The 12909-nt window shown below is 68.3% G+C and carries 12 protein-coding genes; 3 read left to right on the forward strand and 9 right to left on the reverse strand.

What is annotated here, in order from left to right; genetic code table 11:
- Positions 1-10 precede the first annotated feature (10 nt).
- From CRP55_RS21445 to CRP55_RS21455, 3 genes are read left to right on the forward strand one after another with little or no spacing between them, the layout of a single operon-like run.
- Positions 11-430, forward strand: a complete 420-nt coding sequence (locus tag CRP55_RS21445) for an SRPBCC family protein (RefSeq protein ID WP_097321908.1) — start codon at positions 11-13, stop codon at positions 428-430.
- A 49-nt stretch (positions 431-479) separates the two neighbouring features.
- A complete protein-coding gene (locus CRP55_RS53960; protein ID WP_097321909.1) occupies positions 480-3569 on the forward strand; it encodes a hypothetical protein in 3090 nt (1029 codons plus the stop codon).
- A gap of 13 nt (positions 3570-3582) precedes the next feature.
- Positions 3583-4650: a nucleoside phosphorylase-I family protein gene (locus tag CRP55_RS21455; RefSeq protein WP_097321910.1), complete on the forward strand. Its 1068-nt coding sequence runs from the start codon at positions 3583-3585 to the stop codon at positions 4648-4650.
- Positions 4651-4723: 73 nt separating this feature from the next.
- On the opposite strand, the gene CRP55_RS21460 is transcribed toward CRP55_RS21455, so the two are convergent.
- The 9 genes from CRP55_RS21460 to CRP55_RS21500 form a co-directional block, all read right to left on the reverse strand.
- Entirely contained in the window at positions 4724-5863 is a 1140-nt protein-coding gene (locus CRP55_RS21460) for an amidohydrolase family protein (RefSeq protein ID WP_097321911.1), read from the reverse strand.
- Positions 5860-6147 carry a hypothetical protein gene (locus tag CRP55_RS53165; protein ID WP_097321912.1) on the reverse strand — a complete coding sequence of 96 codons (288 nt, stop codon included), beginning with the start codon at positions 6145-6147 and terminating at the stop codon, positions 5860-5862. The genes CRP55_RS21460 and CRP55_RS53165 overlap by 4 nt, the downstream gene beginning before the upstream one ends.
- A gap of 845 nt (positions 6148-6992) precedes the next feature.
- Positions 6993-7919 carry a hypothetical protein gene (locus CRP55_RS21470; protein ID WP_097321913.1) on the reverse strand — a complete coding sequence of 309 codons (927 nt, stop codon included), beginning with the start codon at positions 7917-7919 and terminating at the stop codon, positions 6993-6995.
- 220 nt (positions 7920-8139) lie between these two features.
- The gene (locus CRP55_RS21475; RefSeq protein ID WP_097321914.1) at positions 8140-8532 is read right to left on the reverse strand and encodes a type II toxin-antitoxin system VapC family toxin; all 393 of its coding nucleotides are present in this window, start codon (positions 8530-8532) and stop codon (positions 8140-8142) included.
- Complete coding sequence (locus tag CRP55_RS21480) at positions 8529-8795, reverse strand: ribbon-helix-helix domain-containing protein (protein ID WP_097321915.1); 267 nt, start codon at positions 8793-8795, stop codon at positions 8529-8531. The genes CRP55_RS21475 and CRP55_RS21480 overlap by 4 nt, the downstream gene beginning before the upstream one ends.
- 45 nt (positions 8796-8840) lie before the next feature.
- Positions 8841-9977, reverse strand: coding sequence for a hypothetical protein (locus CRP55_RS21485; protein ID WP_097321916.1), 1137 nt, complete (start codon positions 9975-9977; stop codon positions 8841-8843).
- 57 nt (positions 9978-10034) lie between these two features.
- On the reverse strand, positions 10035-11264 hold the full coding sequence (locus tag CRP55_RS21490) for a hypothetical protein (protein WP_179855281.1): 1230 nt from the start codon (positions 11262-11264) through the stop codon (positions 10035-10037).
- 239 nt (positions 11265-11503) lie between these two features.
- Positions 11504-11923, reverse strand: a complete 420-nt coding sequence (locus tag CRP55_RS21495) for a hypothetical protein (protein ID WP_143234796.1) — start codon at positions 11921-11923, stop codon at positions 11504-11506.
- Positions 11924-12034: 111 nt separating this feature from the next.
- On the reverse strand, positions 12035-12850 hold the full coding sequence (locus tag CRP55_RS21500) for an SWIM zinc finger family protein (protein WP_097321918.1): 816 nt from the start codon (positions 12848-12850) through the stop codon (positions 12035-12037).
- Positions 12851-12909: the final 59 nt, after the last annotated feature.

The raw sequence follows: 12909 nt of genomic DNA on the forward strand, positions 1-12909 counted from the left end.
TGCTGTGCGCATGAGACTTGACGGTGGTTTTACCCTACGGCTGGCTGTCGCCGAAGCCTTCCAGCTCTTCACCGCGCGAGGCGAACGCGACTGGGTCGAAGGCTGGGAGCCGGTGTTCCCCGAAGCCGTCGCCGACGACGCCGCGGTGGGCACGGTGTTCCTGACCGACCACGGAGGACAGCCCGTCACCTGGGTCGTCGTCGACCGCGAAGGAGACCGCCGCATCCGGTACGCCCGGGTCGCCGCGGGCCGCGACGCCGGCACGGTGGACGTCCGGCTGACGCCGGTCGACAGCCTTACCGAGGTCACGGTCACCTATGAGCTCACCGCGTTGACACCCGAGGGCGGCGAATGGCTCAGGAAGTTCGCCGCCGACTATCCCGACATGATGTCGTCGTGGGAGTCAGCAATCGCGAAGTCGCTCAGCTGACCCGGCGCGTCGCGATTCGAAATGCTCGCGCCTGGGACAATGGGACCCGATGATCAGCAACAGTTCCGGCGTGCAGGTCGGCGACGGCAACACTCAGCACAACCACTTCTACGGGCTCCCCACGCCCGGCGTGCTGCTGACGGAGTGGTGGAACGACACGTGGTTGCCGTTCACCGACCCTCCCCTCGGCGCGGAGATCGTGCTGGCCGGGCGCCAGGAGCAGGCCGCCGCTCTGCGCGCTGCGCTCGACGCCGGCCCGGCCGTCGTCGAGGTCGGGGGCGAGCTGGGCTCGCTGGAGCTGAAGGCGTTCATCGCGGCGGCCCTGAACGGCACACCGCTGGGCGACCGCACACTGCTGGTTGACGATCAGGCGGCCCTCCGCGCCCACCTGGCCGAGCAGGAGCCTCGAAACCTGGCCGTGCCGACCAGCGTGCCGCTGAACGAGATCCCGCTCCGGCGCCCGCACACCATCCTGGTGTACGGCAGGCACGTGCCGAGCCCGGCCGTGACAGTGTCCGCGCTCGACGAGGAGGAGGTCGAGCGACACCTGTCCGCGGCCTCGATTGAGCCGGACCGGGCACGCTCCCTCGGCGTCCTCGCCCGGCGCGGGCTGGGCCAGCTGTGGCGGGCCCTGGCAAGACACCGCTCGCTCGCCATCCCGCCCTGGGCCCGGTCGGCCGATATTCGCCTCCGGCGGCTGGCGCTGCTGGGCGGCTGGCACGGCGATCACGCCGGTGACCGCGCGATCGTCAGCGCGTTCACCGGAGTGGACGACACCGAGGTGGCCCAGATCGCCGCCCGGGCGGCCGCGGATCCGGACTCGGCGTTGCTCGGGCATCTGGGCCAGCGGTGGTACGTGCAGGCGCCTGAGGACACCATCGTCCTGTTGGCGCCCGGCCTCACCCAGGACGATCTGGCGGCTTTCGCCGATCTGGCGATCCGCGTCCTCAGCTCACGCGGCGGGTCGGTGGCGATCCGGCGCGGCATCGCGGGGTCCCTGGTCATCCTCGCGGTCCGCGGTGGTTCGGCCGGCCTCGCGCACCGGGTGGTCCGCGAGGTCTTGGCTCAGGCCGACGCTTCCCTCGCCGACGTGGTCACGTATTTGGCCGAGGCGTCCCCGGACGCATTCCTCGACGCCATGCGGTCCGGGAACTCCTACTCCCGGGAGGGGCTGGAACTCGTGGCCTGGTCGACCGAGCACTTCTCCGGTGCGGTCGAGGTTCTGGCCCGGCGGGCCCCGACCGACGCGGGTCGCTCGCTTACCGAGATCTTCGAGGTCACGTGGCCGCAGACCAACGCACCACGGCCGGTCCGGCTACGCGCCCTGAAGCGGATGCTCCGCGACGAGCCCGACGTCGGTCGGACGCTGCTGCTCGACCTGCTCCGGTCGGCCCGGCACGGACCCGTCGGCACGGTCCACCCGACGCCGCTCCTGCGGGACTGGCCGATACCGGGCGCACCGCCGCCGGCCGAGGCCTACGCCGCCCTCCGGGACGTCACCGGCCTGGCCCTGGAGGACCTTGGCGACGACCCCGAGCGCTTCCTCGCTCTCATCCCGCTGTCCGACAACCTGCCCGACGACCAGCGCCTCGACTTCATGGAACGGCTGACGTCCCTGTCCGGATCGGTCGACGACCAGGACATGCGGCGGCGCCTGTCCGAGGCGCTGCGCGAACTGATCGCGCTGCACACCGGCGTCGGCGAGGCGCCCTGGGCCATGTCGGCCGACCAGCTCGCGCCGTTCCGGCAGGCCGCCGACGCGCTCGCGCCGGCGCAACCGGCCGACCGGACGTTCTGGCTGTTCGGCGACCGGTGGCCGCAGCTGGAGGGTGTCACGAGAAGACGGTCGAGCGCGGAGTACTTCACCGAGCTGTCGCGGCTGCGAACCGAGGCGATGGCGCGGATCCTGGCCTGCGGCGGTCTCGACGCGCTGGTGGTGCTCGCCGACCGGACCGGGAACGGCGACTTGATCGGGGCCGCCCTCGCCCAGTCGTCCACCGAGCACGACGACGTGCTGCTGACCTGGCTGTCCGAGGACCGCCCGGCGAGCCGGCCGGACATCGCGTTCGAGTACTTCGCGCTGCGGATCCGGGGCGGCGCCGACTACCTCGACCGCACCTCGGATCCGACTGCACGGGCGAGGCTGCTGCTGGCGCGGCGCGACCCGGAGAACACCGATCCCAGCCCCGAGGCGGCCGCCGTCTACTGGAGCGAGTTTGGGATCAACGGGCTCGGCCCGGAGTTCGCCGGGGTCGCGAAGGCGGCGGCCGGCCTGATCGGCGTGGGCCGGTTCTCGGCGGCCCTGGATCTGATCGCGATGTACGCCGAACAGGTCGACACGCCCGAGGTCGCCGCCGAGGCAGCCAACGCCTGTGAGGGATATGCCCAATCGGCGGAACAGGACCGCCAGCTGTCCGGGTACGAGCTGCAGCTCGTCGTCGAGCTGCTCGAACGCCACCGGGACACGCTCGGAGCGCATCGGGTGACCGAGATCGAGCTGAGCCTCGTCCTCCTCCTGCGGCACGACGCCCGCACGCCGACCATCCACGCCCGACTCGCCGAGGACCCCGCCTTCTTCGCCGAGCTCGTCGAGACGGCTTTCCGGGCCGAGGGCTCCGACGAGACCGTCGACGATCCGGACCAGGTCGCCCGGATCCGCGCCATCTCCCAGGTCCTGCGGTCCTGGCGCCGCTGCCCGGGCACCGGCCCGGACGGGACCATCGACGCCGAGGCCCTCGCGGCCTGGGTCGAGGAGGTGAGGCGACGGCTGTCGGCCTCGGGCCGGCTGCGCCTCGCCGACGGGAAGATCGGCGCCGTCCTCGCTTTCGCCGAGCCGGGCGACGACGGCTCAGTGCCACCGCTCGCCGTGCGCGAGGTGCTGGAGGACGCCGGCAGCGCCGCGATGGACAGTGGCCTCTGGGGTGGTCTCTACAACCGGCGCGGGGTGACGTGGCGAGGCGCCCGGGACGGGGGCACTCAGGAACGGACGCTCGTCGAGCGCTATCGGGAGTACGAACGACAGGCCGAGGGCTGGCCTCGGTCGCAACGGATTCTCCGGCAACTGGCCGAGACGTACGAGCAGGAGAGCCGCGAGCACGAGCACGATGCCGAGGTCCGGCGCCGCGGGATCGAGTGGTGACGATGGAGATGACATGGACCCGATCGACGTTCTGATCGTCGCGGCGATCCCGCTGGAGCCCGAGGCCGCCAAGGCCGGCGTCGAGGACTGGACGCTCCACGACGAGAACGACCCGCATCCCTACCTCCGGGGCGAGTACCGATGCTCCGACGGTCGGCGGTTGTCGGTGGCGCTCGCCCGGCCGGTTCGGATGAGCGGCCGCCCGACCGGGGTCGCGGCCACTGCGCTGGTCGACCGGCTGCGTCCGGGCTGCCTGGGCATGCCCGGCGTCTGCACGGGCAATCCGGGCCAGGTCGCGCTGGGCGATGTGGTGGTGGCCGAGATGACGTACGAGTACGACGAAGGCAAGCAGACCAGGGACGGTTTCGTCGGCGACCACCGGCAGTACCAACTCGACCAGAAGTGGATCCGCGCCGCGCAGGAGCTGAATCCTCCGAGCGGGCTGCCCAGCTACGGCCCCGCAACCGAGGAGGAGGCCGCCCTCTGGTTGCTGGAGCGGCTGCTCCTCGATCAGGACCCGGTGAAGCACCCGGCGTTCGAACGCTACTTCCCACCCGGCACGTGGCCGCAACGGCCACAGGCGATCGAGGCCCGGGGGCACATCGTCCGGCCCGGGGTGCAGTGGGTGCTGACCGAGGAGGGCCGCACGTTCATCGAGCGCGCCCGCTACGACGATGTGTACGGGCCCGCGAAGCTGCCGTTCGCGGTGGCGGTGGCGCCCATGGCCAGTGGGAGCTACGTGGCCAAGGACGGCGAAGCCTGGGCGCGGCTGTCGGCGATGGGCGTACGCACTGTCACCGGCCTGGACATGGAGGCCGCGACCATTGCCACCGTGGCCGAGACCCAGGGTGTGCCGGACTGGCTGGTGGTCAAGGGCGTCATGGACCACGCCGACCCGGCCAAGGACGACCGCTACAAGCGGTTCGCGGCCCGCGCCTCGGCCGAGGTCCTCTACGCCCTGCTGGACCGGCGGGCCGGCCGATCACCGAACCCGGCCGCCGGACGCGACGTCCGGCTGGAGAATGTCCGGGGTCTGCAGATCGGCGACCACAACCTCCAGCACAACACCTTCAACGGCTGAGCGGCGGTGGGTGAAGGGATTTGAAGCGTGAGGACTGGCCGTCCCCCGCGCTACTGCTGCCGACGCCGGAGCTTCACTTCACGGGCACTTTCATTCTGAACAGTCTCTCTGCATTTCGGAACGCGATCTTCTCCTTGTCCTCCCGGGGCAGATCGACTCCGCGGAACCAGTCGGTCTGCGCCTTGATGTCCGCGAACGGGTAGTCGGTTGCGAACATCACCCGATCCACACTTATGTGCTTCAGCAGGAGATCGAGCAGTTCGGTCTGGGGGAATGCGCTGGTGGTGAACCAGAAGTTGTCCTGGAAGTATTGCCCGAAGGGCTTCTTGAGCGAGTTTTCGGTCGGCTCGCCCATGTCATTGACGATCCGCTCGTAGTAGAAGGGAAGACCTTCGCCCATGTGGCCGATGATGATCTTCAGTTTGGGGAATCTGTCGAAAACCCCATACGTGATCATCCGGATGCACTGGGTCAGCACCTCCTGGTGCCAGCCGTATCCCGACCCGCTGAAAATGTAGGGCTGGAACTCTTCGGCGTATTGCGACCGTGTGGTGCTGTAGAGAATCTGGAAGATCTCGTCAGCTGGATAACCGGGATGCAGGTAGATCGGCACATCGAGAGCAACGGCACGTGCCAGCACAGGCTCGAAATCGGGATGATCGAGATACTTCTTCGTGATGTGCCCGTTGGTCAATGCGCCCAGGAAGCCATCCTCCCGAACCGAGCGTTCCAGTTCGTCCGCCGCCGCCTCCGGGCTCTGCAAGGGCAAGGTGGCGAAAGCCTTGAAGCGGCCCGGATATTTGGCGATCGGCCCTTCTACAAGTTGCCGGTTGAGACGATAGGCAAAGTCGATGCCCTTTCGCCCCGGGACATTCTGTACGGACGGTGTATGAGCAGAGAGGATTTGAACGTTGAGTCCCCCCGCGTCCATGTCGCCGATGCGGCGTTGGCCCAGATCCGCGAGACCGATTTCCTCGAGGAACGCTATGTGATCCTCATTGATGGAGTTCAGCTTCAACAACGCGGGCGTCGAAAATGTCTCCTCCGCGCCGATGAAGGGCAGGTCCCGGTCCCGCTGGTAGATGTCCGCAGTCTTGTCCGGAGTCTTCTTGTTGTCGCTCGCTGCCGAGGCAATGGCATGCGAGGACACGCCGGCACCGATACCGAGTGCCGTGGCAGCGGCCAGGAAGCCGCGGCGTCCCATGGGCTTCATATCAGTCCCTCTTCCGTACGGCATCCGTCTGCGAATTCAGATCGAGCCTTCGTCGCCCAGGTCTGCACCGTCGCCCCGGTCTGCACCGTCGCCCCGGTCTGCACCGTCGCCCCGGTCTGCACCCGAGCCGTGTCACCCTGTGCGACCTCGGCGCCGGACCCACCGAAGCACTGCCGGCCGGGACCAGGGGTCTTCGCGTCGTGCCCGGGGTCGAGGAACCGCTCGCCCGCGTGCCTGCGATGCGACCCACCGGCGGCGACCGGGTACGCCCCCACCAGAGCCATGGCGGACGCCCCGACCTTTGATAGCCCGGGCGGCGCTTTCCCTGACGGCACTGCATCCACTGTCATCACTAGCCTCCTGCCGACGGATTACCTCGCTTATTTGACGCCGACTTCGTACCTAGCGAATCTGAGACGAGCATTAATGTGGTGCTCAGGCCGGTTGCCCGAACCAGGCGCCCGGCGCACGCGTCAGTGTGGTGGACTTATGCGCCTGGCCGGCACGAACCCCGGTCGGGTTGTCATTGCCGCCTGGCCAAAGGACTAGACCGAGGCCGAACGGCTTCGTGGCGTCCTCGCCGGGCTGCCCCCACCGCACCGTAATCGTGAGTTCGAATCCCCTTCGACCAGGCGAAGAGGATTGGTTTCGGTGCAGTGGTACGCCGCAGCCGGCAGAGCACACGCTCAAGCGCCTGGCCGATCACGCAATCGGCGTCTCCGGCGCTTATCCGCCATAGCAGTCGTCGATCATGCCGGCGGCATCGCGCGAGACAACGCCACGACCTCCGGTCGGACATCAGCGCTGAGCTGCTCAGGGGAGCCTCGGACGACGGGTTCGCTCCGCAGGAACGCGCCACCGCCCTCAGCGTGCTCTCCGTGCCGCCGTGAACCCCGATGGTGCGCTCGCCGAAGCTCGTGGTCAGCGCCTCCCAGAACCGTGGCCGGCGGACGCCGAGTAGCTCGGGCGCTGGGGCCGGTCAGCGTGCCGAAGTAGCCGAAGATCACCGCACGCACGGCCCACACACGGACGCGCCGGAGACCCCCGTGGTGCGAGGGCCTCCGGCGAGGCGGTTCCGTGCGGTGGATCAGGATCCTCGAAGGATCAGGTTACCGCTGTCCCTGCAGCTTTATCCCGCTGGCGTTTCGTTCAAACCCAAACCACGCAGGACGTCATCGCGGTTTGCGTTTCCGCGCAGCGCGGTCAAAGAATTCAAGCGGCCCAGCAAAGTCGTGGAAGACGCGGGACACTTCAAGTCTTGAATCGCCGACAGCGTCTTTTCAAAACGTTGGATGCGGCTTTCAAGGTCCGTTCCACTCGGAAGGTTCGCATTCTTGAGCGCCACCTGCGCGTTCACCTGGGCTTGAGTGGGTGGGCAGCGACCGGGAACATTTACCCCGGTTGGGCCCACGCGGTCGGCCGTCGCGTTCGGATCGCCCGGGCTGAAACCCAACGCCGGCACCAAAGCGTCAATATTACCTGAGCTGGCTCCGGCGTTCCCCGTCGCTCCACCCGCAGCCGCGTCACCGGATCCTGTGGCGGCGGCTTTATCGGCTGGCGTTTCGTTCAAACCCAAACCACGCAGGACGTCATCGCGGTTCGCGTTAGCGCGCAGCGCGGTCAAGGAATTCAAACGGCCCAGCAAAGTCGTGGACGATGCGGGGCATTTCAAGTCCTGAATCGCCGACAAGGTCTTTTCGAAACGCTGGATGCGGCTCTCAAGGTCCGTCCCACTCGGAAGGCTCGCATTCTTGAGCGCCACCTGCGCGTTCACCTGGGCTTGAGTGGGTGGGCAGCGACCGGGAACATTCACCCCGGTGGGACCGACGCGGTCGGCCGTCGCGTTCGGATCACCCGGGCTGAAACCCAACGCCGGCACCAAAGCGTTGATGTTACCGGAGCCGGCTCCGGCGTTACCCTGTTCGGCGGCCTGGCTCATCCCCGTGCCGACCGCGAGAGCCGAGCCGAGCAGCGCTGCGGCGGCACCTCCAATCACCAGCTTGCGCGTCCGGCTGCTGACTCCGCGTCGATAGCTGCTGACTCCGCCTCGATACATGCACGGCTCCCTCTTCGTCCCGTACTGCTTGTGCCGAGATATACGAGCAACGATGTGCAGCAGTTCATGACGCTGAGCAAGCGTTCCTTAAAGTTTCTTAAACGGGACTCCCGGGCGTACAGCCGCCAGCATCGTCGCGCCCACGTCCGCGGGCACCCGGCCGCGGGTCAGCGGCGAGAAACGATAGCCGAGGCACGCCGCGGACGCCCGGGCCGTCAGGTCATACTCGGCGTACGACCAATCCCGGTTTGACCTCGGCCGCAGCAGCCAGGTGAGTGATGTCGTCTGGATCGCTGGTGAACACGATTGCCCCATAAGCCAGCGCCACCGTCACCACCGTGGCGTCGACGATGTCGCGGGTGCTCGCCTTACCGCACAGCACGCCGGCCGTTTTCGCCGTCTCCATGCCTACCGCGAGCACCTCGCAGCTGTGCAGGAATCTCCCGAGCTGTACCTGCCGACGGGCATCCCGCCAGGCCTGGGCCACGACGACGGCGGGAACGAGCAGACGACGCCCCTCTTCCAGCGCCAGGTGATGGATGACCCACATCCGCCGATCGTTGCCGTCGATCGCCAGCAGCACGCCGGCATCGTACACGTACGGAATACTCACGCTGCCGCCGGCCCAGAGACATCAAAGGCTTCCGCGTCCGCCGCAGCCATCTCCGCCCGTGCTGCCGCCAGTTCCTCTAGCGTGAACGCTCCATGCTCGGCCTGCCACTCGGCGACGACCCTCCGGCCCACCCGTCGCCGGAGTTCGCTCTCCGCCGCGCTCGCCACCAGCCGCGACAACGGAACCCCGTCCTCGCGCGCTGCCGACCCGAGAGCCTCGACCAACTCCTCCGGGAGCGTCACCGTTACCTTCTTCGCCGCCATAAAATCACCATACTCTTGTATGGCGTGGGCGGCCTAAAGCCAGGTTCAGCAGCGTTTGGCGAACTCTGCTAAGCGCTCGCTGAGCGGACTGACCCGCGGGCGCGGCGGCCGATCGAAATAGCCCGGCTTTACCTCACGCATCAGCGCCTCACCGTCGCGGCGCCAGTCGAACCGCGGCCGTTTCAGCAGCCCCCGGAACACGACACTCGCCTTCTCGGAATTCCTCGCCGCCAGCCGACGCAGGACCATCGGCTCCACACTGTCGTCCTCGATATAGGCCAGCGTCTGCTCGCGCCACCGGCGACGTCGCAGCAGGTCGGGGTTCGCGAACGCTTCCTCCACGAGGCCGAACTCCGCGTAGAAGCCGAGTCCATCCGTCTCGTCGTAGATCAGCGCCACCGTCTCCGCATCGGTCACCTCCGGCGGCAATGACATCGATACCGCTGGAGGGACCTCCTTCGGGTCCGGCCCGAGAACCTCGTCACGGCAGTACGTGTAGTAGCCGTCGAGCCGCTCCTGGGCCTGGTCCCCCGGAACCACCAGCAGGTCGGTGCCGAAGAACTCGACGAACCGGGCTCGGTCAGCACGCTGGTGCTCCCACGCCAGTGCCACCTTGTCCGGATTCCGGAACACCGCTTGCGGCGTACGCAACGACATGTCCAGCGCGAGCTGATAGGCGATGTCCCTCTCGCTCCCGCGCAGGATCTGTACCGGCCCGCTCAGCATCCACTCGTCGCCGACCGCGACCAGCCGCGCGATGATGAACGAGCCGCGCGGCATCTGCTTGAAAACGGCCGGGCCCATGTTCGATCGGACCCGATAGGTCAGGTCGTCGACCAGGCTCTCCACCACGATGGCAGACCCGTCCTTGCGCCGCACCTCGAACGGGCCCTGCAGCACATCGCGCCAGCCGAGCACCATCTCCCGTTCGACCTCCAGCAAATCCGGCCGGGCCTCCACGAACTGCTCCACCACCGTCAGGCCGTTCGCCAGCCGATACTCCAGCACGAAACAGTCCCAGAGCAGCATCCACCGCTGCTCATCGGCGTCCTCCAGGCCGCTGCCGTACTCGACCAGAAAACTCGACGCAGCCCGGTCGTAGCGGGGCTGTTGAGAAAACGCCACCAGCTCACCCTTGAGGTCACCGGCCCGTCGGAGCAGCGCGGCATCAGACGTCGACATGTCACCAACCTATGAGCTGCCGGAGTCAGACCGGCACGGAGCGCCTCGTTCGGGTGATCAGTCGGTCAGATGTCGAGCGAGGCGCTCGGCGTTGAGTCCCCGCATCGCGTCCTCGACGGCTTCCGAGTCAGAGAGATCGACACCGCGGGCCGTCAACTCCGCGGCGATCTGCTTGGCCGGCCCCCACGTCGCCGTGTCGTCGAACGCCTCCTCGAACACGGGAAGAAACGTGTCGACAGCCTCGACCACAGGACCGATCCACTCCGAGTCGACCGCACGGCGTTCCAGGGCGTACCGGATCCAGCGCCGTAACACGTCCGGCAGCGCGGCGCGCTGTTCGGCGTCCAGCGCCGCCTTGCGCGGCAGCCAGTCGGCCAGGAACAAGCCGACCTGTCCTGGGCTCCAACACAACGGGCCGCTGATCATGTAGCCGTCGCCGTAATCCAGGAACAGATCGGCCAGCGACCTGGCGACCGTGTCGTCCAGCGGCGCGAACCCGTCCAGCAGTCGTTGCCGTTCCTCATCGCCCATCGGCTGCCATTCACGGAAGTCCGGTAGGTGCGGAAGGCATCGTGACCAGGCCAGCGCCCGAAGATCGAGGAAGTCCTCGTCATCGCGGCGGGGCCAGGTCATATCCGTGGTCCGCAACGCGTCCGCCAGCTCCGCCAGCGCCACCTCGACCGGGCACTCGACGGCCGGCATCGGTACCTCGCCAGGCTCACGCAGCCGATCCCAGGTCTCCGCAGCCCCGGGCTGCAGTACCGCCAGTCTGTCCACCAGCACACCGCCGGCGAGGGAGATCTGCGCCATCAACGTGTGCGGCGTCTGCCCGGCGAACTCGACGAACAGCACGTGCTCGCTGTCCCAGACATCCACCGCCCGCCACGCCCGAACCGGCTCGAAGACAGGCGCCTCGAACCACGAGGGCACAGGCTGGCTCTCCGACAAGATCTCCAACGTGCCGTCCAGCAGCGACCACTCGCCAGGAGCGGCGACACGGCGCAGCGCCGCCACCGCGGCCAGCCCGTGCGGTGACGGCCGGGTCGACGCCCGGCCCACCACCTCCAGGTGGAACATCTTCTCCGGCTCGCGCTCACCGAGCCCGGCCGCCGACCATGCCGCGCCGAGCCACCCACTGGCCCACCGCTCGACCTCGAGCACACTGTCCTCGGACACGATCGTGACCGCGTCACGCATCAACCGGTCCGACAACCGCAGCTCACGCACCGGGCGCTGCGGACGGCTCGGCTTACCTCGTCCCGCGGGACGACCACGACTCTTGGGCATGTACCCATCTACCACATATGCCCCGGGGCGACAGTGGAGCGACCCGCGGTTCGCGCAGTGCCACATTTGACGGGGGTGTCGGAGCTCGGCGCCCAGTCACTCACTGCCCCGGCGCCGGACCGCCGCAGGGTGACCACGGCACCGTGGGGTGTCCGGGGGGTCGCCCCCGGAAGCGGGAATGGGTCGAGCCACGGCCCTGTGGGGCCGTGGCTCGATGTGGTGCTTACTGACCGGGTCGGTCAGAACTTGTGCTTGTGGTGACGGTGGTGGTGGTACCGGTTGTAGTAGCCCGGGCCACGGTCGCCGAAGTCGTCGCGGTCCCAGTTGTACCAGCTGTCGCTCCAGTCGTCCCAGTCGTCGTTGTCCTCGACCACCAGGGCCCAGCGACGGTGGAAGCCGCCGACCGGCACGCACTCGGCGTCGTCCCAGCGGTCGAAGCGCTCGCCGATGCGGCCGGCGATGACGCAGCGACGGTAGTCGCGGTAGTAGCCGACGACGCGCTCGTCATCGTCGTCCCAGTGCTTGGCCTGGTTCGTGGTCGCCTGCCCGGCAGCGTTCGTGCTGCTGCCCGTGGCGGCCATGGCCGGACCAGCGCCCAGCGTGGCGGCCGCGACGACACCCAGACCGGAAACCATGAGCATTCGGGAGATTCGGTTCATGTCACACCTTCTCTTGACAAAACGCTGTGTCCCAAGAAGGAGATCACGAGTACGGAATGTCACGGGCCGGTTTCGGAACGTGTAACCCGATCGTGGGAGAACGGACTCCCGCTACTCTTCGGGCAGGACGAGGTACGCGGGGCGCAAAAGGTCGGAAATCGGGCGCCCGTCCTGGGCCACCCCGGGCGGGTCAAGCTGGTCGAGGAGCGCATCCGGCCTGCTCACGGCCCCCGGACGCCCTCCAACCGGCGCCGCCGCCGGAGGAAGCCCCTCCCCCCAGAACGCCGCCGGATCCCCCAGCCCGTCACCCAGATCGGTGACGCCCTCCTCCGCTCCGGTTTCGTCCGATGAAGCGAAGCCGTCGGCCGCGAGGGACCTGCCGGCTGCGGCGGGATCACCGGTGACAGCGCGGGCGCTGCGCAGCTCGCGCAAGCGCAGCAACAGCTCGTCGCGGCCGCGGCCGCGCCACGTGAAAGCCCCGAACGGGTCCTCCTCGAAGCTGCGCGCCAGCGCATAGCTGGTCGCCGCGAGGTGCACACACGGCATGGGCCACCGCTCACACGTGCAGTCCATCGCCACTTCGTCGAGCGACAACGGCACCAGCGACAGCCCGGCCGCCTGGAACACCCGCCCGATGCCCGGCGGCATCCGCCCGGCGAGCAGATCGGCCGCGAACCGCGCCTCCCGCACCAGGTCTTCCTCGACCCGGGCCCACTCCGAAGCCCCGAAGGCCCGCAGCGCGATCCGCGACCGGAAGGCCACCGGATCATCCGGCCCTCGCACCAGCGCCACCACGAGGCTCCCCGAGATGGTCAGGCTCCGCACGTGCCCAGCCCGCTCGTCCCGTCGCCCGCGCGCAAAGGTCGGCCCCATCCGCAGCGACTCGAAGGTCCCGAGAAACGCCAGCGACAACCGCTCGTCACTCATCGCAAGCCCCAAGGGGCGGGTGGGGTGGAAGCGCTGACCTGCGAGGCGAGGGGTGAGTT

Source organism: Paractinoplanes atraurantiacus (genome assembly GCF_900215205.1).
Taxonomy (GTDB): domain Bacteria; phylum Actinomycetota; class Actinomycetes; order Mycobacteriales; family Micromonosporaceae; genus Actinoplanes; species Actinoplanes atraurantiacus.

Excerpts from the sequence above, each read along its gene's own strand:
- CRP55_RS53960 (WP_097321909.1), top strand. The coding sequence starts at position 480 with ATGATCAGCAACAGTTCCGGCGTGCAGGTCGGCGACGGCAACACTCAG.
- CRP55_RS21470 (WP_097321913.1), bottom strand. The coding sequence starts at position 7,919 with ATGTATCGAGGCGGAGTCAGCAGCTATCGACGCGGAGTCAGCAGCCGG.
- CRP55_RS21490 (WP_179855281.1), bottom strand. The coding sequence starts at position 11,264 with ATGCCCAAGAGTCGTGGTCGTCCCGCGGGACGAGGTAAGCCGAGCCGT.
- CRP55_RS21485 (WP_097321916.1), bottom strand. The coding sequence starts at position 9,977 with ATGTCGACGTCTGATGCCGCGCTGCTCCGACGGGCCGGTGACCTCAAG.
- CRP55_RS21455 (WP_097321910.1), top strand. The coding sequence starts at position 3,583 with ATGGACCCGATCGACGTTCTGATCGTCGCGGCGATCCCGCTGGAGCCC.
- CRP55_RS53165 (WP_097321912.1), bottom strand. The coding sequence starts at position 6,147 with ATGGCTCTGGTGGGGGCGTACCCGGTCGCCGCCGGTGGGTCGCATCGC.
- CRP55_RS21495 (WP_143234796.1), bottom strand. The coding sequence starts at position 11,923 with ATGAACCGAATCTCCCGAATGCTCATGGTTTCCGGTCTGGGTGTCGTC.
- CRP55_RS21480 (WP_097321915.1), bottom strand. The coding sequence starts at position 8,795 with ATGGCGGCGAAGAAGGTAACGGTGACGCTCCCGGAGGAGTTGGTCGAG.
- CRP55_RS21500 (WP_097321918.1), bottom strand. The coding sequence starts at position 12,850 with ATGAGTGACGAGCGGTTGTCGCTGGCGTTTCTCGGGACCTTCGAGTCG.
- CRP55_RS21445 (WP_097321908.1), top strand. The coding sequence starts at position 11 with ATGAGACTTGACGGTGGTTTTACCCTACGGCTGGCTGTCGCCGAAGCC.
- CRP55_RS21460 (WP_097321911.1), bottom strand. The coding sequence starts at position 5,863 with ATGAAGCCCATGGGACGCCGCGGCTTCCTGGCCGCTGCCACGGCACTC.